Source organism: Paraburkholderia bengalensis, assembly GCF_037126505.1.
Classification (GTDB): Bacteria; Pseudomonadota; Gammaproteobacteria; order Burkholderiales; family Burkholderiaceae; genus Paraburkholderia; species Paraburkholderia bengalensis.
In genome coordinates, this window is sequence record NZ_JACFYJ010000127.1 from 1 (window position 1) to 19,543 (window position 19,543).

A 19,543-nucleotide genomic window follows, 5' to 3' on the forward strand; every position below is an offset into this window, starting at 1 on the left:
CACACGGTTAGATGATTTGGTTGCCTGAACAACCTGGCAGGACGGCAATGTGTCACGCAGCCGCGCTCGGTTTCCACGCGCACGCGGGCGACGGGCAGGGCCCCGCCGACGTGCTGGCCGCCAACGCGCCGCGCCAGCAGGAGGCGCTCAACGAATATGACGTCCGCAAGAGCACACTGGCGAGCTACCTGTGGCACGCGTTCGTCGGATATTGGGTCGTGCCGGCCGCCACCATCTTCGCAATCGGTTTTGTCATCGGCGTGGTGCGTCGCGCGCTGCGGCGGCCACCCGTCAACAAGAGCGCTGCGAATCAGAATCACTGACGCGCCCGCGCTCAGGTCCGAATGTGCCGATGCGGCTTTCCCGCAACACTTTCCCTTTGCTTACAGCGTGTCGGGGCGGGCGCCAAAACCGGTAAATCCGACCTGGCCGATGCGCCGCCAAGGCGCGCGGGCGCCACGGACAATCCAGGTTATGCCGATGCGGGCGACGCGAGCGCGTACGCCGCATCCCATGTATCCGCACCCGTTCGTGATCCGGCCAGAATTACCCAACGAAACGCTGACTATCGCGCAGTGGCCCGTCGCACAAGGGTTTGCGCGGTGTCCCTTGAACGCTTGCTTTATGGGATCGTGTGATATAACTAACGAGGCAACCCGCGTGAACTGAGGCTGCACCCCGGAACCACGATGGAGAAAAACGATGCAAAGACGAAACTTCATGCTGAAGAGTACCGCCGCGCTCGCTTTCGGAACCCTTGCACTGGCCGGCTGCACCACTACCAAGAACAGCGGGGAATCTGCCGCGACGGACATGTCGAAGCGGCAGTCGATCGACGCCAGCGTCGATGGCACGATGTCCCGGCTCTACACCACCGTGCAGGGCTCTCGTGAGCTCGTCGCGAAGGCGCGCGGCATCCTGGTGTTTCCTTCCGTGCTGCAGGTCGGCTTCGTGGTCGGCGGCCAGTACGGCGAGGGCTCGCTGCGGGTGGGCGGCAGCACCGTCGGCTACTACAGCACGATCTCAGGCTCGTTCGGCCTGCAGGCGGGCGCGCAGTCGAAGGCGATCATTTTCCTCTTCATGACGCAGGACGCGCTCGACAAATTCCGCAGTTCGGATGGCTGGTCGGTGGGCGCCGACGCGTCCGTCGCGCTCGTCAAGATGGGAGCCAACGGCGCCGTCGACTCGACCACGGCGACCGCGCCCGTCCAAGTGTTCATTCTGACCAATGCTGGTCTGATGGCCGATGTGTCTCTGGCGGGCACCAAGGTGTCGAAGCTCAAGATCTGACCATACAGCGGCCGCTCGTCACGCCGCCGCAGCATATAAGCAACGAAGCGCGGAGCGGACGCAAGTCCGCCCACGGGAGTTCCGGCAGCCCGCCGACGGCGGCGGCAGCAACGCTGTAGCCGCAGTCCGATGTCGGGCGAACATGACAAAGGGCGACGCAACCTCCTGGCTGCGCCGCCCTTTCTTTACACCTGTCATTTGCACATGTCCGGTTCTTGACGGCTCTTTGCGCGAGCCGCATACCCCGCCGTCAACTGGTCGACGACGCGTCGATCACCTTGAAGCGCGAGCGTTTCTGCGCGCGTATCACCGACTGGTACGCTTCGACGTACTGCTGCGCCATCCGGTGCGAAGTAAAGCGTTCTTCGAAACGCTTGCGCACGGTCGCGCGAGGCAGCCTGTGCAGCCGGTTGATGGCCGCCACCGCGCCGATTTCGTCTTCGACGATGAAGCCCGACACGCCATCGTCGATTACTTCGGGCACGGAGCCGCGATTGAACGCGATGACGGGGGTGCCGCATGCCATCGCTTCGATCATCACCAGCCCGAACGGCTCCGGCCAGTCGATCGGAAACAGCAGCGCATGCGCGCCCGACAGAAAATCCGCCTTCTTGTCGTCGGGGATCTCGCCGATAAACTCGACGTACGGCAGATCGAGCAAGGGCTTGATGTCGCGCTCGAAATATTCGGCGTCGGCGGCATCGACTTTCGCGGCGATGCGGATCGGCAGGCCGCAGCGGCCCGCGATGCGGATTGCCGTATCCACGCGCTTTTCCGGCGAGATGCGGCCAAGAAACGCGAGGTACTTCGGTTCGACGGCCTGCGGGGTGTAGAGCGTTTCCGGCAGGCCGTGATACACCGTGCTGAGCCAGCGCGCCTGCGGCAGCGGATGACGCTGCGAATTCGAGATCGAGATGACGGGCGCCGTGTTGAACGTATCGAACACGGGTTGCTGCTCGGGCAAATCCAGACGCCCGTGCAAGGTCGTCACGAACGGCGTGTCCTGGCGCTTAAAGACCGAAAACGAGTAGTAGTCCATGTGAAAGTGCAGCACGTCGAAGTCTTCGGCCTGACGGCGCACGAGTTCCATCAGCAGCATGTGCGGCGCAATGCGGTCGCGAATGCCCGGGTCCAGGCGCAGCGCGCGCGGCCACACGGGCTCGAGCTTCGCGCTCGTGACGGAATCGCCGCTTGCAAAGAGCGTCACGTCATGGCCCAGGTCGACGAGCGCCTCGGTGATGTACGACACGACCCGCTCCGTCCCGCCATACAGTTTGGGCGGCACCGATTCCGTCAAAGGGGCGATCTGCGCAATTCTCATCTGTGTCTCCATTTTTCACGCCGGGCCGGTCGCAGCATGCCGTGGCGAACGAGTATGACAGCAGGCCGTCAGCCGATCAAACGCGCGGCGATGATTCGATGCACTTTGCCGCGCAACGTCGGGGTTGCCCGCACGCAGCGTCGTGTCGACGTGGCGTCGGTGTCGGGTCAACCCTGGTTGAATTGGCCATTCGGTCCCTGCTGGCCTTCGAAAAGCGTGCGCAGTCCAGCGTGGGCCTCGCGTGTCCATCTGTCGATTATTGCCCGGCGTTGTCTGGAACGCCCCAGCTATTGCAATTGCATGACGCTGTTACAGTCGGGAAACACTCGTTCCCCGCGCTCTCGCTCGCCGTCTGGGCTCTGCTGTGTCAGCGCGCCGGCCACTTCCACGCGGGCAAATCGCGCGAGTCGGCATCGGCGATGCGGGTTGCGCCCAGTTGCTTGTCGAGCACGACGGACTCGCTTGCCGGCTCGCGCTCCAGGGCCGCGATGAGCCGCGCCGCATGCGACACGACGATGACCTGCGAGCGCAGCGACGCCCGCGCTATCAGCCGCGCCAGCGCCGGCAGCAGGTCCGGGTGCAGGCTCGTTTCCGGTTCGTTGAGCACGAGCAGCGCGGGCGGCCGCGGCGTGAGCAGCGCCGCGACGAGCAGCAGATAACGCAGCGTGCCGTCGGACAATTCTGCCGCCTTCAACGCGCGCAGCAGGCCCGGCTGCTGCATCGTCACTTCGAAGCGTCCTTCTACGTTGACGATCTGCACGCGCGAGCCGCGAAATGCATCGTCGATAGCGGCGTCGAGCGCCGTGGCGTCGCCAATTTCGCGGACGGTTTGCAGTGCCGCTGCGAGATCCGCGCCGTCGTCGCTGAGAACGGGCGTATGCGTGCCGATCTGCGGCAAACGAATGGGTGATTCGGCATCCGTTCTGAAATGATCGTAGAAGCGCCAGGAGCGAATCTGCTCGCGCACGGCAATCATCTCGGGCGCGCTACGGGGATCGGAGAACTCCGTCATCATGCTGTCGAAGCTTGCGACCGAATGCGGAATGGTCTGCCATTCGCCGTCGTCGGCGCGTGTGCGAACCGATGCGCCGTGGCGGTCGACCAGTAACGCCGAAGACCGCAATACGGGACCGCTCCAGATGCATTCGCGCTTGATGACGGGATCGAGCGCAAACTGCGCCTGCCCCGGCACGGGCAGCCCGAGATCGATCGCGTAGCCGAAGTCGTCGCCTGCAAAACCGAGCCGCAGATTGACGGGCTGCGAGCGGCGCGTGCCCTGCACGGGCGCCTCGCCCGCGAGCATCGCGCGCGAGAAACGCTCGGGGCCGGCCCACAGCGTGGACTGCAAGCCGCCTTCGCGCGCGAGCGACGGAATGACGCCGCCGCGTGCCGTGACGGCGAGCAGCCGTAGCGCCCGATACACGCTCGACTTGCCACTGCCGTTCGGCCCCGTGATCACGTTCAGCCGTCCGAGCGGCACGATCAGATCGCGCAGCGAACGATAGTTGGCAATCGCGAGCGTGGTCAGCATCCGCGCTCCACATGGGCAGAACGCGGATCGGACAAGGCGGGATTAGTCTGGATAGCGAATGAATCCAACGCGCGCATTCAAGACTCGCCCGCCTTGTTCGACGGCTCGGCGAGCGGCACGCTGCGCAAATCGCGCAGAAACGAGTCACGCCAGACGCCAAGATCGTTCTTGCGCAACGCTTCCATATCCAGCTCGTGGCGCCGCTTGCGCTCGTCCAGCGGCATCGCGAGCGCGCGCTGCAAGGCCTCGCACATTCCGATTGAGTCGTGCGGATTGACGATCAGCGCGCCTTCCAGTTCGGCCGCCGCACCCGCAAACATGGACAGCACCAGTACGCCCGGGTCGTCCGGATTTTGTGCGGCGATGTATTCCTTTGCGACAAGATTCATGCCGTCGTGCAAAGGCGTCACGAAGCCGACTTGCGATTCGCGGAACAGCGACATCAGCTTCCAGCGGTCGTAGCGCTGATTTAGATAACGGATCGGCGTGTAGTCCAGCCCTGAGAATTTTCCGTTGATGCGCCCTGCTTCGTACTCGAGTTGCTGACGAATGTCCTGGTAGGTTGTGACGTCGGAGCGTGTAGGCGGTGCGATCTGCACGAGGGTGACGTTGCCGCGCCACTCGGGCGAACGTTCGAGCAGCGCCTCGAACGCGCAAAAGCGCTCGACGAGACCTTTCGAATAGTCGAGGCGATCGACGCTCATGATCAGCTTGCGCCCTTCGAGACTCTGCTTCAGATCGAGCACATGCTGGCGGCTCTCGTAACGCTTGGCCTGCTCGGCGATTTCGTCGGGAAACACGCCGATCCTGTAGACGCCCGTGCGCAGCGTGCGTCCGAACGCTTCGGCACGACCGTCGCTCGATACCGTGCCGCGAGCATGCCGGCGCAGATAGTCGTGAAATGCGAGCTCGTCGTTCTCAGTCTGGAAGCCGATCAGGTCGTAGCAGCACAGCGACTTCACGAGTTCTTCGTGCGGCGGAATGTTGAGCAGAATCTGCGGCGCCGGAAACGGAATGTGCAGGAAAAATCCGATTCGGTTCTTAATGCCCTCCGCGCGCAAAGCCTCAGCGAACGGTATCAGATGGTAATCATGGACCCAGATGATGTCGTCGGGCTCCAGCAGTTTGATCAGCTTGTGGGCAAGCCACGCATTGACGCGCCGATAACCGGCATATTCTTCGCGCTCGTAGCGCGCGAGATCGTTGCGATAGTGAAAGACGGGCCACAGCGTCGCATTCGAGAAGCCGCGGTAGTACTGGTCGTAGTCCTTGCGCGTGAGGCCCGTCGTGGCGAACGTGACGCTGCCGTCCACTTCGAGTGTGGGCCCCGCGTTCGCCACCGTTTCGCTGACGACGTCCCCGCTCCATCCGAACCACACGCCCCCCCGTGTCCTTCAGCGCGCCGAATACGCCCACGGCAAGCCCGCCGGCGGAACCCTTGGTTTCCGTTGGTGTTGCCACGCGGTTTGACACGACGATCAGTCGGCCCATGTCGCAGTCCCTCCACTTTCGTTGAACGCGTGCCGTCTGCCGCGGCTGGCGTGCGTTATTCGGTGTTGGTTCGACAGCGGTTTCGCCTGATCAGTTGCAATCCGGGTGCATCCCGACTTCATAGGAAAAATGACGTCGCCGCACAGCTTGGTCGGATCAGCGAAATGGCAGGACAAAGCACGCTGTACACCCGCTTGCCGCTGACTGGCGTGCCGAAAGCACAAAACGCGCGCCGTGCCTCAGGCACGGCGCGCGTCCAGACACATTTGCAGCCAGATCAGCTACCCGATTTGCATGGGAAGGCCTTGCCGAGCCCAAGCGACACGGCCGTGCTGGCGTTGTATCCCGCCACGTTCGGGTTGTCGGCGATGTACTTGCGCACGGCGTCAGTCAGTTGCTGCGAGCGCGCTTCGGGCGGCAGGCAGAAGTACTGGCCGACGCGCGGCCCCGTCGTGCCGCCGATTGCGTCGATCGTGTTGAAAACGCCGTCTGCAGCGCCTTCGATATACGCCGCGCACGCGCTACGGGACGCGATGTCCGTTTTCGTACACAGCTTGTTGAGGTCGCCCCCCCGTAAACGCGGCAGCCGTCAACGGCACAGCGAGCGCGCTGGCGCAAATCAAAACCCGCAGCATGTTTTTCCTTCCTGGTTTAAGCCCGGTCCTGTGTCAGACCTTTCGGCCGCCGATCCTGGGTACTTTTGCGGCGCGTGGTGACCCGCGCCGGAGATGCTATTTTGCACTGTTTTCCGGCGTTGCTGGCGAACGGGCGGGCGCCTGCTGCTGCATCTGCTGCATACGCGCCGTCAGCCCGTCGACCACGTCCGGCTCCTTGTATGTCTTGGCGAAATCGAGCGCCGTCAGGCCAAGCTGATTCTTGACGTTCAGATCGGCGCCGCTGTCGAGCAGCAGCTTGACCGTCGACACATGACCGCCGCGTGCCGCCATCATCAGCGGCGTCGTGCCGTTTGGCGAGGCGGTGTCGATATAAGCGTCGTGATCGAGCAGCAGCTTGACGATGTCGTCGTTGCCGTTGGCGGCCGCGTAATGCAGCGGTGCCCAGCCCTTCTTGTTGACTTCGGCATCCTTCGCGATCAGTTGCTTCACGATGTCGATGTCGCCCGTCAGCGCGGCCATCATCATCGCGTTTTCGCCTGCCTTGTCGACAATTTCGATGTCCGTCTTCGGATTTTCGAGCAACGCGGCGACCACCTTGTCCGACTTCTCGCGCGCGGCGATCACGAGCAGCGGGATGCCCTGGTTGTCGGTCAGGTTCGGGTCCATGCCGTTGGCCAGCTGCTTTTTCACTTCCTTCACATCGTCGAACTTGACGGCCTTGATCATGGTGTCGGCGGGCGTGGCCTGCGCCGGCAGTGAGCCAAGCAGGCCGAGCGCCATGCCCGTCGCCAGCGACAGCCGAGCCGTCCAGCGAACGAGGCCGCCGCGCGACCCGGGCGCGCGCGAGATAGCCGTGCCAGACGGCGTGAACGGATGGCTCTCGATCGAATTTGTCTTCATGTCTTGCTTTAGGAAGAATTCCTATCCCATTGATTTGCTGGTTTTGTGAATCAGGTGCCTGCGGGCGCCGGAATCTTGAACAGCCGGAAGAAGTTCTCCGTCGTCGCGGCGGCGAGCGCTTCGTCGGCCATGTCGCGTTGTTGCGCGATGAAGCGTCCGACATAACTCACGTACGCAGGTTCATTCGGCTTGCCCCGATAAGGCACGGGCGCGAGGTACGGCGAGTCGGTTTCGATCAGCAGGCGGTCGAGGGGCACGCGGCGCGCGACGTCCTGCACATCGGTTGCGTTCTTGAACGTAACGATGCCGGACAGCGAAATATGAAAATTCTGCGCGAGCGCCTGTTCCGCGACGTCCCACGGCTCCGTGAAGCAATGCATGACGCCACCGGGCTCGCTTGCGCGCTCCTCCGCCATGATCCGCAGCGTGTCCGCCGACGACGCGCGCGTATGGACGATCAGCGGCTTGCCCGTCCGATGCGCCGCGCGGATATGCACGCGAAAGCGCTCGCGCTGCCACTCCATGTCGTCGATCGAGCGGCCTTCCAGCCGGTAATAGTCGAGCCCTGTCTCGCCGATGGCGACGACCTTCGGATGCTGCGCGAGCTCGACCAGTTCGGCGACGCTCGGCTCGCGCGCGTCCTCGTGATCCGGATGCACGCCCACCGACGCGTACACGTTGTCGTACGAGCGCGCGATGTCCAGCACAGACGGCAGCGTTTCGAAGTCGACGGACACGCACAGCGCGTGCGTCACCGCGTGCGCGCGCATGTTGTCCAGCACTTGCGGCAGGCGATCGCCGAGTCCTTCGAAGTTGATATGGCAGTGCGAGTCGACAAACATGAAAAAATCCTGCGAAAAATCCGAAAGCAAATGTGAACGCGGCAGGATGCTTATGCTGTCCCGCTGCCGTCCAGACGTTTGCCAAGAATGACGAGATCACGCTCGACGCCATCGAGCACGGCGACACGCGGCAGTGTGCCCCAGGCCGTGAAGCCAAACGATTGGAACAGTCGCACGCTCGGCTCATTGTGACCGAACACGAAACCCAGCACGGTGTCGATGTCGAGTTTCGGCGCCGCTTCCAGCGACGCAGCGAGCAATTTCCTGCCCAGACCTTTACCGCGCGCGGCTTCATCCAGATAGATGCTGACTTCAGCCGTGTGCTGATAAGCCGGGCGACCGTAAAAATCGGAAAAACTCAGCCACCCGATGATTTTCCCCTGATCTTCGACGACCCACAGCGGACGCTTCTCAGGGCCATGCGCAGCGAACCACGCATGGCGGCTTTCGATGCTCACCGGTTCTAGATCGGCCGTGACCTGACGCGACGGCACGGTCGAGTTGTAGATGGCGACGATAGCGGGCAGATCGTCGAGCGTGGCGTCGCGGTATTGAAAAGTCATGTCGATGTCTTGGATTGGAAGTAGTCGGTGGCGCCGGATCTGATCCGGATGCGCCTCGCCCGTGCGGCATGCAACCGCTAAACGAACAGATCGCGATAGCCGAGAAACAGTTCTTCGAATACGAGACGCGCGTTGAGCGGATGATTCTCGACCGCGCGCTGACGCGTGACCGTGCGCATGAAGCGCGCGAACGCATTCGCGTCGGCCTGCGACGCGCAGCGCTCGAGCGCCGCCGACGCGCCCGGGAAATAACGCGGCGTGCCCGCCGTCCGCTGCGCAAGCAGATCGTACATCCAACGCTGCAGCCAGCCGAGCACGAGCGGCACGGGCAGCTTCTGCAGGGTTTCGCCGCACGCGAACGCATCGCAATTGGGACCGGCCGCGAGTTGCTTGAGCGTCCAGTCGCGCAGCGGCCGGTTCTCGTCGCTCGCCAGCGACAACGCGGCAAGCGGCGCGCCGCCCGCTTCGGCCAGCAGCCCGGGCGCGTCGCTCACGCCCTGCGCGGCAAGCCAAGCCGTGCCGGCGTCGGCGGAAGGCGTCGTCATCGGCCATTGGCGGCAACGGCTGACGATGGTCGGCAGCAAACGGTCGATACGCGCCGATACCAGCAGGAAAACCACGCCGGGAGCCGGTTCTTCGAGCGTTTTCAACAGCGCGTTCGCGGCGGCGACGTTCAGCGCCTCGGCGGGATACAGCACGACCACGCGCATGCCGCCGCGATGCGAGCCGACGCCGCAAAAATCGAGCAGCGCGCGCACCTGGTCGATTTTGATTTCCTTACTGGGCGTGCGCGTTTTCTTGCCGCCGTCATCCGCGTCGGCCTTATCGGTTTTTTCGTCGGCTGCTGCGCTAGCAAAGCCGGCCTCGGCGGCGAGCGCCTCCGGCAGCACGATCCGGTAGTCGGGATGATTGCCCTGCGCAAACCAGTTACACGCCGCGCAGGTGCCGCACGGCTCCCCGTTCGGCAATGCCGATTCGCACAACAGGCCCTGTGCCAGATGCTGGACAAAGCGCAGTTTGCCGATGCCGGCCTGCCCGTAAAGCAGCAACGCATGCGGCCAGTGGGCGCGCAGTTGCTGCAGGCGGCTCCAGTCGTCGGTCTGCCACGGATAAATCATTGTTTTCTTTTCGTTTCAATGAGTTGGGGCGAATAGTAAAAGTATCGGCTGAACAGGTCAGCCGCTATGCACACATTTTTATCGCTTAAAAATCAAAGTGATGCGATTAATTCTTCGAGCTGCTTCTGAATGTCAGCAATGCTGCGTGTGGAGTCGATGATAGCGAATCGGTAAGGCGCTTCCTCCGCGCGGCGCAGATATTCGGCACGCGTACGCGTGAAAAACGCGTCCGATTCGCTCTCGAAGCGGTCCGGCGCACGCGCCGCGCTGCGCCTTTCGCTGGCCGTATCGGGCGGCACGTCGAACAGTACGGTCATATCCGGCTGAAACCCGCCTTGCACCCAGCGCTCGAGCGCTTCGAGCTTGTCGCGCGGCAGGCCGCGTCCGCCGCCCTGGTAGGCAAAGGTCGCGTCGGTGAAACGATCGGACAGCACCCAGTCGCCGCGCGTAAGCGCCGGCTCGATCACCTGCGCGAGGTGTTCGCGGCGCGCGGCGAACATCAGCAGCGCCTCGGTTTCGAGATCCATCGATTGATGCAGCAGGATGTCGCGCAGCGCCTCGCCGAGCTGCGTTCCGCCCGGCTCGCGCGTCATGACGACGTCGCGCCCCGTGCTGGCCGCGAGCTTCAGTTCGAGCTTGTCGCGGAACCAGCCCAGATGCGTGGTTTTACCCGCGCCGTCGATGCCTTCGAACGTGATGAATTTTCCCCGCGCCATCATTGCCCTCGAATGTACTTGTCGACGGCCTTGTTGTGATCGCCGAGCGTGTCAGAAAAAATGCTGCTCCCGTCGCCTCGCGAAACGAAATACAGCGCGGTGGTTTGCGCCGGATTCAGCGCGGCCTGCAGCGACGCGATGCCCGGCAGCGCGATGGGCGTTGGCGGCAGCCCCATGCGCGTATAGGTATTGTAGGGAGTGTCCGTCTGCAGATCCTTCTTGCGCAGATGTCCCGTGTAGGCGTCGCCCATCCCGTAGATGACGGTCGGGTCGGTCTGCAGCGGCATGCCCACGCGTAGCCGGTTTGCGAATACACCCGCGACCATCGCCCGGTCCGACGCCTTGCCCGTTTCCTTTTCGATGATCGAGGCCATCGTCAGCGCATCGTACGGCGTCTTGTACGGCAGGCCCGGCGCGCGCGTCGCCCAGGCCTCGTCGATGCGCAGCTTCATCAGCCGGTACGCGCGGCGGTAGACGTCGAGGTCGCTCGTGTCCTTGTCGAACAGGTAGGTGTCGGGAAAGAACAGCCCTTCGCCGCTGCCCGATGCCGCCTCGGGCGCGCCGATTGCCTTCAGGATGTCTGCGTCGGACATGCCCGCCGTATCGTGCTTGAGCGCCGGGTTCGAATCGAGTTCGGCACGCATGTGCCTGAACGTCCAGCCTTCGATGATCGTTGCCACGTATTCGTTGACGTCGCCGCGCGCGAGCTTCTGCAGCACGTCATACGGCGTGATGCCCTGCTTGAATTCGTAGTTGCCGGACTTGAGCGCCGCCTGCAGGCCGAGCACGCGGGTCATGAGCACGAACAGTTCCGGCTCGACGGGCACGCCGCCGCGGTTCAGTTGCGTGGTCACGCTGCGCAGGCTGCTGTGCGGTTTGATCGTGACGTCGAGTTGCGCAGTGGCAAGTTGGACGGGTGTGGTAGCCCAGTGATACGCGCCGAAGGCGGCGGCGACGATCAGCATCGCGAGCACGATGCAGGCGACGAGGCATTTCTTCAGGAGGGACATGGAAACGTCGTTTGAGTGAAGCCAATATAATACTTGCTTGCCTCCGCCAAAGTCAGAATTGACTGCTCCCCGAATCCATGAACGCACCGCTTGCACCCGCTCCTGGCACCGCCGTCCCCGTTTCCGTTGCGCTTCCCGTATTTGCGCGCCCCGCGCGCGACGAGTTCGACGCCGTGCTGTCGGCGGGCGCTTTCATGCCGCTGCCGCAGTTCGGCCTGATCGACGTGACGGGCGACGATGCCGCGTCGTTTCTGCACGCGCAGTTGACCAACGATACGCAGCACCTTGACGCCGCCACTGCGCGCCTCGCCGGCTACTGCTCGCCGAAGGGCCGCCTGCTGGCGTCGTTTCTCGTGTGGTGTAGCGGCGAGTCGATCCGGATGCTGGTGTCTAAGGACGTGCAACCGGCCGTGCAGAAACGTCTGTCGATGTTCGTGCTGCGCGCGAAGGCCAAGCTCACGGACGGCACTGGCGACACGCTCGCCATCGGGCTCGCCGGCGATGTGCGCAAGGCGCTGTCGACGGTTTTCGACGCGATTCCCGACGGCGTGCACGTCAAGGTCGACGGTCCGGCGGGCTCGCTCGTGCGCGTGCCGGACGCGGCGGGACGCCTGCGCTACGTGTGGGTCGGCCCGAAAGCGGAAGTCGAGGCCCGCCTGCCCGCGCTCGAAGCGAAGCTCAAGCGCGTCTCGCCCGCCGTATGGGACTGGCTCGACATTCGTGCCGGCGAGCCGCGCATCACGCAGCGCGTGGTTGAGCAGTTCGTGCCGCAGATGATCAACTTCGACGTGCTTGGCGGCGTCAATTTCCGCAAGGGCTGCTATCCGGGCCAGGAAGTGGTGGCGCGCAGCCAGTATCGCGGCACCATCAAGCGGCGCATGTCGCTTGCGAATGTCGCGGGCGAACCGGACAACGTCGTCCCCGGCGCCGAGCTGTTCCACGCCGATGATCCCGGCCAGCCATGCGGGATGCTCGTGAACACGGCCGCTGCGCCCGACGGCGGCGTCGATGCCCTCGTCGAGATCAAGCTGAGCGCGCTCGACAACGGCACGGTGCATCTGGGCGCCGCCGACGGTCCCGTGCTGACCTTCCTGCCGCTTCCGTACGCTTTGCCGACGGAAGTCTGACGCGCGCAACGCTCCGTACCCCGTGACGCTGCGCCCCTCTACGGGCGCGGCCCATTTCTGCGGTCATCACTGTTCCCGAAGCGAGATTTGTTCCGATGTGTCTGATCGTGTTCGACTGGCGTCCCGAAGCGTCTGACGGTCCGCTGTTCACGCTTGCGGCGAATCGCGACGAATTCCTGAAACGCACAGCCGAACCGATGCATTGGTGGGACGACGCGCCCTCCCTGCTGGCGGGCCGCGACCTGGTCGGCGGCGGCACATGGCTCGGCATGACGCGCGACGGCCGCTTTGCGGCGCTCACCAACTATCGCGCGCCGAGCGAAATGCGCGCCGATGCGCCGACGCGCGGCACCCTGGTCAGCAACTGGTTGTCGGGCGATCACGGCATCGCGAGCGGCGCACCGCTTGACTATCTGCTGGCAGTCGCGCAGGACGGCGACATGTACAACGGCTTCAATCTGCTCGTCGGCGACTGGACGCGGCGCGAACTCGCCTGGTACTGCAACCGCTCGCCCGCCGCGCCGACGCTCCTCGCGCCGGGCACGCACGGCATCTCGAACGCGGTGCTCGACACGCCCTGGCCAAAGCTCGTGCGCAAGCGCGCCGAACTGGCTCAGGCGCTCGCCGACGACGCTCGCGTGCCGCTTTCGACCTTGATCGGCCTGATGCGTGATCCGCGCGTGGCGCGCGACGACGAGCTTCCCGCCACAGGGGTGTCGCTCGAACGTGAGCGCGAGCTGTCGGCGGCCTTCATCGACACGCCAAACTACGGCACACGCGGCACGACAGCCTTGCAGGTGATCGCCCGAGACGGACGGCTGAGCGTGTCGGCCCGCGAATGCAGCGACGACAACGGCTCGCACCGCGTCACACGCCCGGGCGATTACGAGCGCAGCTTTGCGTTCGAGATCGTCTAGCGAGCTTCCTGGCCGATGTCGAACGCGGCGCGCAAAGCCGCCGCGGCATCGGCGTGCGCGGCGGTTACGCCCGGCACGTAGCCGCCCATCTTGAAGAACTCGTGGATCATGCCCGCGTAGCACGTGAACGCCACGGCATTGCCCGCTTCGCGCAGCTTGCGCGCATACGCTTCGCCTTCGTCGCTCAGCGGGTCGTACTCGGCCGTCGCGATCCATGCGGGCGCAACGCCGTGAAAACCGGGCGCACCACGCGTGCCGTCGAGCGGCGCAAAGCGCCAGTCGTTGCGGTCGGCCGGTTCGCGCAGGTATTGCTCGAAGAACCACTGGATGGTATCCCCCGACAGCAGATAGCCGTCCGAGAGGCGTTCGTGCGAATCGGTCTGCTGATGGCCCGTCGTGCCCGGATAAATCAGCAGTTGCAGCGCGAGCGCAATGCCCGCGTCGCGCGCGAGCACGGCACACACCGTTGCGAGCGTGCCGCCCGCACTATCGCCGCCGACGGCAATCCGGTTTGCGTCGACGCCATAGATCAGCGCGTTTTCATGCAGCCAGTGGAGCGCGTCGAAGGCATCGTGGACGGCGGTGGGAAACTTGTGCTCCGGCGCGAGCCGGTAGTCGACTGACATGACGACGCACTGCGCGTCGCGCGCGAACATCCGGCAGATGGCGTCGTGTGTATTGACGCTGCCGACCGTGAACCCGCCGCCGTGGTAGTACACCAGTGCTGGCGCAGGCGTTGCCCACTGCGGCTCGACGGGATGATAGAGCCGCACGCGAATCGACGCGCCGTCACGCATCGGCACGTCGATGTCTTCGACGGAAAACATGGGTGCTGCCGGCACTTCGAGGATCGGCGCGCTCTTCTCGTAGGACGCGCGCGCAGCTTGGGGCGTCAGATCGTGGTACGCGGGACGCTTCGCGCGCGCGATCATGTCGAGCACCTGCTCGATCGTCGGGTTCAGCGGCATGGTCGGAAATCGGCGCCTTCGCGCCGCGCGGTTGGGTGAGCGCCGAATAATGCCATGAAGCGCTCGTCAGCCGTTCGCCGCTCGCATTCGCACATCAGCGCGCCTGCCTGACTTCGGGCTTCAGCGACAACGGATCGGTCGGATTGCGCTGTAGTTCGATATCCTCGTGACGCAGCCGCACCGTCGTCAGAATGGCCGGGTGCGTGAGGATGTAGAAGCGCCGCGCGGCGACCGCCTCGAACGTCAGCTTCGCGACGTCCCCTGCGTTCAGCTTGCCCGAGCGCACGGCGCGCTGCAGTTGCTTGTCGGCTGCGAGCTGCGAACGCGTGGGTTCCGTGCTGTTGCGCAGCGCTTCGGGACGCGCGCGCTCGGCATCCGCGATCCCCGTCGGCACGAAGGCGGGGCACAGCAGCGAACAGCCGACCTCCCCGCCCGCATTCTGCAAGTCGTGATAGAGCGTTTCCGTCAGCGACACGACGGCGTGTTTGGACGCGTTGTAGATCCCCATCGACGGCGGGGATAGCAAGCCCGCCACCGATGCCGTATTGACGATGTGCGCAGGCTCGTTCTGCGCCAGCATGAGAGGCGTGAACACGCGCACGCCATGCGCGACGCCCATCACGTTGACGCCGAATACCCAGGCCCAGTCGTTGGCCGAACTCTCCCACAGATAGCCGCCCGCGCCCACTCCCGCGTTGTTAAAGAGTAGATGGACTTTCCCGAAGGCTTCGAGCGCAGCGTCCGCCAGCGCCTGCACCTGCGCGCCATCGGACACGTCGGCGGGCACGCCGATGGCTTGTGCGCCCGACTGGCGCAATGCGTCGACAGTCTGCGCGAGCGCGTTCGCGTCGACATCGGCCAGCACGAGCTTCATGCCGCGCGATGCCCCCTCTTGCGCGAACGCGCGGCCAAAGCCGCCCGCCGCCCCCGTGATCACGGCGACCTTGCCGTCGAACTCGAACATGCCGACTCTCCTCGTGGCCGATCGCATTCCGCTCAGATGAGCTTGACCAGCTGCTTGCCGAAATTGCGGCCCTTAAGCATGCCGAGAAACGCTTCGGGCGCGTTTTCCAGGCCCTGCGCGACGGTCTCGCGATACTGCAGCTTGTTTTGCGCAACGAGCGTGCCGAGCTCTTTCAATGCCGCGGGCCATACGTCCATATGTTCGGAGACGATAAAGCCCTGCACCAGCAGACGCTGCGTGAGCAGCAGCGAAGGATGCTTGAGGGGTAGCGGCGTGCCGTCGTAGGCCGAAATAAAGCCGCACAACGCAATGCGGCCATGCGCGTTCATCCGCGCAAGCGTCGCGTCGAGTCCTTCGCCGCCGACATTCTCAAAACACCCGTCCACGCCGTTCGGCGTGGCAGCCTTGAGATCCTGATACAGATTGCCCGCCTTGTAGTCGACACACGCATCGAAGCCGAGCGTTTCGACCACGTAGCGGCACTTGTCGGGACCGCCCGCAATGCCGACGGCCCGCGCGCCCGCCTGTTTCGCGAGTTGCCCGACCACGCTGCCCACGGCTCCGCTTGCCGCGCTAACGACGACCGTCTCCCCCGCCTTGGGCGCGATGATTCTGTTCAGGCCATACCACGCCGTCACGCCCGGCATGCCGACGGGGCCGAGATACGCGGACAACGGCACGTGCGTGTCGTCGACCTTCTGCAAACTCTTGCCGTCGGACGTGCCGTACTCCTGCCAGCCAAAAAAGCCGACCACCTTGTCGCCCGGTTTGAACGCCGCGTTGTTCGATTCGATCACCTCGCCCGCCGTGCCGCCGATCATCACCTCGTTCAACGGCTGAGGCGCTGCATAGGATTTCGCGTCGCTCATGCGGCCGCGCATGTACGGATCGAGTGACAGGTAGTGATTGCGCACGCGTACTTCACCGTCGGCCAGCGGCGCGAGGGGCGCTTCGACGAGCCTGAAGTTGTCGGCGGATGCGGCGCCTTGCGGGCGCGACACGAGCAGGATCTGGCGATTCACTTCGGTCATGGCGGGTTGTCTCCGGAGAGTGTTTCAATGTCGAGCACGCGAGTTGGCACTGTGCCGTATCAACCGTCGCTAGGTCCTGGCTTGGCCGAGGGGTCGCTGCTCAGACGCTGCTGCCGCACCTCGCGGCCGACGGCCAGGCGCCGCATGTATTTGAATGTGCCGAGCGCCTTCGCGACGAAGTGACCTTCGCTGTCGCGAATCTCGCCTTCGCAATAGGCCATGGTGGTCGAGCGGTGCAGCACGCGGGCCTTTGCGCGCAGTTCGCCGCTGCCTGGTTGCATGAAGTTCACTTTCATCTCGACGGTGACGACGCCGATGCCGTCCGCCGCGAGGCTGCGCGCGGCCATCGCGAGTGCGGCGTCGGCGAGCGTCATCGTGATGCCGCCGTGCGAGACCGACCACGTGTTCAGATGTTCGGGCCGCAGCGGCAGCACGACTTCGCTCGCGCCGTCCGCGGCGGAAACGAGTTGCACGCCGAGGTGCTCGATGAACGGACTTTCGATTGCCAGCTGGCGGGAAGAGGAACCTGTGGAATCAGTCATACGTGTGCTCAGATTTCGTAGTCGACGGCTTGACGCGCTTCACGGATTGGCGCGAGAAAGGACTTTACGAGCAGATGCGCGGGATGGACCTGATAGGCGTCGAGCGCAGCCTTATCGGTGAAATCGCAGAGCAGCACCACGTCGTAAGTCGAATCGAGGCCGGGCGTGGCGATGCCGACTTCGAGATGCTCGATGCCAGGCACAGCACCGCGGCACGCTTCGAGTTTCTGCTTCAGCAGCAACGCGTTCTGCTCGCGCGTCGCGCCGTCGGACTGCTTGAACTTCCACATCACGATATGACGAATCAACGGGGTCACCTCTTCTGACGATCATGCGCCGCCGCCCGCACGCGGATGATGCAGGCACACCATGAAAAGCGCTTCGCCAGATGATACGCGCACTGCGTGCGGCGATGGACCAGGCTGCACGGCATAGGACGAATGCACCTTTTCTCCCGATGTTCCCGGGCGTCCGGCACGCGTAACGTGACCTATACTTTTCAGGCAATCAGCCCGACCAGGCGCGGCAGCAGCGCGCAACGCGAAAGCCGGGTGTCGCCAGCCTGCGGCCATGCCTGCGGGCGCATCATCTCCCGCGCCACGGCCGCCTTGTCTTCCTTCGTCCTTGCCTCTTTATGCACGCATCGAACACGGCCCGCGCCGCGGATGCCTTCGCCTGCGAAAGCGTGCGTCCGCGCGCGGAAGTCCGCCACGTCACTTCATGAGGACAACATGGCCACTTACATCATGCTCGTCAACTGGACCGATCAGGGAGTCCGTACCGCGAAGGACACCGTCAACCGGGCGCGCGCGTTCCGCGAAACCAGCAGCGCAATGGGCGTCACGGTCGGCGCGGTGAACTGGACGCTCGGCGCGTACGACCTCGTCATCACCTTCGAATCGCCCGACGACGAAACCACCACCCGCCTCGGCCTCGCGCTCGCCGCGCAAGGCAACGTGCGGACATCGACGATGCGCGCATTCGGCGAGTCGGAGATGGAGAAGATCGTCGGGGGTCTGAAGTAGCCGCGAGGCGCGCGACGTTTTCGCGAAGCGCTGCGCTCAGGGCTGCGCGCGCGGCAGATGCCAGCCGTGGGTTGCCGCGACCACGCGCAGCGCGAAGCACGAAAGACCGCCTGCCAGCCCCGCCGTCGCCGGCGACAGGCCGCAGCGGCGCGCCAGCAGCACCACGACGGCGCCGAAGAACGCCGCCGTCGCGTAAATGTCGCTCACGAGCACGGACGGAATGCGCGCGAGCAGCACGTCCTTGATCACGCCGCCGCCGACGCCCGTCACCGTACCCATCAGCGCCGCGACGAACGGGCGAATGCCGAACAGCATCGCTTTTTCGACGCCCGCGACGGCGAACAGCGACAGACCGGCCGCATCGAGCACCATCAGCCAGAACGCCGGAAACCCCTGCGCGTAGGCGTGGAACACGAACGTCAGTAGCCCGGCGACGAACGTCAGCGCCGGATACCGCCAGTCGCGGATCGCATTGGGCGGCGTTGCGCCGATCAGCAGGTCGCGCGTCACGCCGCCGCCCAGCGCGGCGACGAACGCGATGACCATCACGCCGAGCAGGTCGAGGCCGCTGTGCATCGCCGCCACCGCGCCCTCGATCGCGAAGAGAAACGTGCCGGCAAGATCGGCGGCGAGAACGATAGTTTCGATTTTTAGTTTCATGCAGAAGGTTGCGCGTCAGACGACGCCGAACGGTACAACGAAACGCGCGCCGGCGTCAGCGTTTCGACACACTTGCTTTGCGCGGCCGCGCGCAAGGCCAGGGCGGCGCGATTGTCGCATTGGTCGCATTGGTCGCTCATCGGCCGCATCGTGGCGGGAATGGCAACAGAGGCTCCTCGCGGGAGCCGCCGGGGCGAGCGCGCTTGCCGTACGGCGCGACGCTAGAATCCAGACGACACCCTGTCTTTCGTGAGGTACACGACCATGACTGCTGACCGCGCCTCCCGCATCGTCCGTCTGCTTCTGCTCGTCGCGTTGCTGGTAGGCCTCGGCGGCTGCGCCGGCATGTTCGGTCATGATCCCCTGCGCGTGAACGTCGCGGGAATCGAGCCGCTCGAGGGTCAAGGGATGGAAATGCGTTTCAACCTGAAACTGCGCGTGCAGAACCCGAGCGAATCGGCCGTCGACTACAACGGCGTCTCCGTCGAACTCGAGCTGAACGGCAAGCCGTTCGCGAGCGGCGTCAGCGCCGAGGCGGGGAGCGTGCCGAGATTCGGCGAAACAGTCGTCACCGTACCGCTGACGGTGCCCGCATTCGCCGCCGTCCGCCAGGCATTCGCACTCGCCGACAGCGCACAGACGGGCCGGTTTCCGTACGTGCTGCGCGGACGTCTCGCGGGTGGGATAACCGGCGGAACGCACTTCATCGACCAGGGCACGCTGTCGCTGCCGATGGGCGACGTGAGCGGCCTCTAGCTGCTTCCCGCGATGGCAGACACTACCCGCGCGCGGTTCAATGGTTGGCGCCGTGCTCGCCGCTCCCCTGCGGCGGCCCGGACGGCCTTGGTCCCGTATTACCGCCATTGCCGCCGTGCCCTGGCGGCGGGCCGGACGGGCGCGCGCCGCCGCC

At 64.7% G+C, this 19,543-nt stretch carries 21 protein-coding genes and 2 pseudogenes; 6 read left to right on the forward strand and 17 right to left on the reverse strand.

The genetic code is table 11. The annotated features are described in order from the left end of the window. Positions 1–47 precede the first annotated feature (47 nt). Both H3V53_RS38415 and H3V53_RS38420 read left to right on the forward strand, forming a co-directional pair. Positions 48–323: a hypothetical protein gene (locus tag H3V53_RS38415; protein WP_419539721.1), complete on the forward strand. Its 276-nt coding sequence runs from the start codon at positions 48–50 to the stop codon at positions 321–323. Between the two features lie 379 nt (positions 324–702). Next, the gene (locus tag H3V53_RS38420) at positions 703–1,290 is read left to right on the forward strand and encodes a BPSL1445 family SYLF domain-containing lipoprotein (RefSeq protein WP_336602299.1); all 588 of its coding nucleotides are present in this window, start codon (positions 703–705) and stop codon (positions 1,288–1,290) included. Between the two features lie 250 nt (positions 1,291–1,540). Here H3V53_RS38420 and H3V53_RS38425 read toward each other — a convergent pair whose 3' ends face one another. The 10 genes and pseudogenes from H3V53_RS38425 to mltG all read right to left on the reverse strand — a co-directional run bounded on the left by H3V53_RS38425 (position 1,541) and on the right by mltG (position 11,399). Then, entirely contained in the window at positions 1,541–2,611 is a 1,071-nt protein-coding gene (locus H3V53_RS38425) for a glycosyltransferase family 4 protein (protein WP_336602300.1), read from the reverse strand. 367 nt (positions 2,612–2,978) lie between these two features. Next, complete coding sequence (locus tag H3V53_RS38430) at positions 2,979–4,142, reverse strand: AAA family ATPase (protein ID WP_336602301.1); 1,164 nt, start codon at positions 4,140–4,142, stop codon at positions 2,979–2,981. Positions 4,143–4,219: 77 nt separating this feature from the next. Continuing rightward, a pseudogene (otsA, locus tag H3V53_RS38435) lies at positions 4,220–5,633 on the reverse strand (alpha,alpha-trehalose-phosphate synthase (UDP-forming)). Positions 5,634–5,910: 277 nt separating this feature from the next. Further along, positions 5,911–6,268, reverse strand: a pseudogene (locus tag H3V53_RS38440) (Rap1a/Tai family immunity protein). A gap of 96 nt (positions 6,269–6,364) precedes the next feature. Further along, positions 6,365–7,150 (reverse strand): ankyrin repeat domain-containing protein, encoded by a 786-nt coding sequence (locus H3V53_RS38445; RefSeq protein ID WP_419539722.1) that lies wholly within the window; start codon positions 7,148–7,150, stop codon positions 6,365–6,367. A 50-nt stretch (positions 7,151–7,200) separates the two neighbouring features. Continuing rightward, a complete protein-coding gene (locus tag H3V53_RS38450; RefSeq protein ID WP_336602302.1) occupies positions 7,201–7,992 on the reverse strand; it encodes a TatD family hydrolase in 792 nt (263 codons plus the stop codon). A gap of 50 nt (positions 7,993–8,042) precedes the next feature. Beyond that, positions 8,043–8,555, reverse strand: coding sequence for a GNAT family N-acetyltransferase (locus tag H3V53_RS38455; RefSeq protein WP_336602303.1), 513 nt, complete (start codon positions 8,553–8,555; stop codon positions 8,043–8,045). Positions 8,556–8,632: 77 nt separating this feature from the next. Beyond that, positions 8,633–9,673, reverse strand: a complete 1,041-nt coding sequence (locus H3V53_RS38460; RefSeq protein WP_336602304.1) for a DNA polymerase III subunit delta' — start codon at positions 9,671–9,673, stop codon at positions 8,633–8,635. Between the two features lie 92 nt (positions 9,674–9,765). Beyond that, complete coding sequence (gene tmk / locus H3V53_RS38465) at positions 9,766–10,389, reverse strand: dTMP kinase (RefSeq protein WP_336602317.1); 624 nt, start codon at positions 10,387–10,389, stop codon at positions 9,766–9,768. Further along, positions 10,389–11,399: an endolytic transglycosylase MltG gene (gene mltG / locus H3V53_RS38470; protein ID WP_336602305.1), complete on the reverse strand. Its 1,011-nt coding sequence runs from the start codon at positions 11,397–11,399 to the stop codon at positions 10,389–10,391. Before mltG ends, tmk begins: the two co-directional genes overlap by 1 nt. A gap of 77 nt (positions 11,400–11,476) precedes the next feature. Between mltG and ygfZ the strand changes: the two genes are divergently transcribed. Together ygfZ and H3V53_RS38480 are read left to right on the forward strand one after the other, a co-directional pair. After that, on the forward strand, positions 11,477–12,526 hold the full coding sequence (gene ygfZ / locus H3V53_RS38475; protein ID WP_336602306.1) for a CAF17-like 4Fe-4S cluster assembly/insertion protein YgfZ: 1,050 nt from the start codon (positions 11,477–11,479) through the stop codon (positions 12,524–12,526). 95 nt (positions 12,527–12,621) lie between these two features. Continuing rightward, positions 12,622–13,443 carry an NRDE family protein gene (locus H3V53_RS38480; RefSeq protein WP_336602307.1) on the forward strand — a complete coding sequence of 274 codons (822 nt, stop codon included), beginning with the start codon at positions 12,622–12,624 and terminating at the stop codon, positions 13,441–13,443. Here the strand turns inward: H3V53_RS38480 and H3V53_RS38485 are convergent. The 6 genes from H3V53_RS38485 to H3V53_RS38510 form a co-directional block, all read right to left on the reverse strand. Beyond that, the gene (locus H3V53_RS38485; protein ID WP_336602308.1) at positions 13,440–14,411 is read right to left on the reverse strand and encodes an alpha/beta hydrolase; all 972 of its coding nucleotides are present in this window, start codon (positions 14,409–14,411) and stop codon (positions 13,440–13,442) included. The genes H3V53_RS38480 and H3V53_RS38485 overlap by 4 nt on opposite strands. A gap of 94 nt (positions 14,412–14,505) precedes the next feature. Then, positions 14,506–15,375 (reverse strand): SDR family oxidoreductase, encoded by an 870-nt coding sequence (locus tag H3V53_RS38490; RefSeq protein WP_336602309.1) that lies wholly within the window; start codon positions 15,373–15,375, stop codon positions 14,506–14,508. 32 nt (positions 15,376–15,407) lie between these two features. Further along, complete coding sequence (locus H3V53_RS38495; RefSeq protein ID WP_336602310.1) at positions 15,408–16,406, reverse strand: NADP-dependent oxidoreductase; 999 nt, start codon at positions 16,404–16,406, stop codon at positions 15,408–15,410. 59 nt (positions 16,407–16,465) lie between these two features. Then, positions 16,466–16,948, reverse strand: a complete 483-nt coding sequence (locus H3V53_RS38500) for a PaaI family thioesterase (RefSeq protein ID WP_336602311.1) — start codon at positions 16,946–16,948, stop codon at positions 16,466–16,468. Positions 16,949–16,956: 8 nt separating this feature from the next. Beyond that, on the reverse strand, positions 16,957–17,256 hold the full coding sequence (locus H3V53_RS38505; RefSeq protein ID WP_336602312.1) for a Dabb family protein: 300 nt from the start codon (positions 17,254–17,256) through the stop codon (positions 16,957–16,959). Positions 17,257–17,447: 191 nt separating this feature from the next. After that, positions 17,448–17,660, reverse strand: coding sequence for a hypothetical protein (locus H3V53_RS38510; protein WP_336602313.1), 213 nt, complete (start codon positions 17,658–17,660; stop codon positions 17,448–17,450). Positions 17,661–17,679: 19 nt separating this feature from the next. Here H3V53_RS38510 and H3V53_RS38515 point away from each other — a divergent pair, with 19 nt between their 5' ends. Beyond that, a complete protein-coding gene (locus H3V53_RS38515; protein ID WP_054926688.1) occupies positions 17,680–17,973 on the forward strand; it encodes a GYD domain-containing protein in 294 nt (97 codons plus the stop codon). 36 nt (positions 17,974–18,009) lie between these two features. Here H3V53_RS38515 and H3V53_RS38520 read toward each other — a convergent pair whose 3' ends face one another. Further along, on the reverse strand, positions 18,010–18,633 hold the full coding sequence (locus H3V53_RS38520) for a trimeric intracellular cation channel family protein (protein ID WP_336602314.1): 624 nt from the start codon (positions 18,631–18,633) through the stop codon (positions 18,010–18,012). A gap of 264 nt (positions 18,634–18,897) precedes the next feature. Between H3V53_RS38520 and H3V53_RS38525 the strand changes: the two genes are divergently transcribed. After that, the gene (locus H3V53_RS38525; RefSeq protein WP_336602315.1) at positions 18,898–19,389 is read left to right on the forward strand and encodes an LEA/WHy family protein; all 492 of its coding nucleotides are present in this window, start codon (positions 18,898–18,900) and stop codon (positions 19,387–19,389) included. Positions 19,390–19,543: the final 154 nt, after the last annotated feature.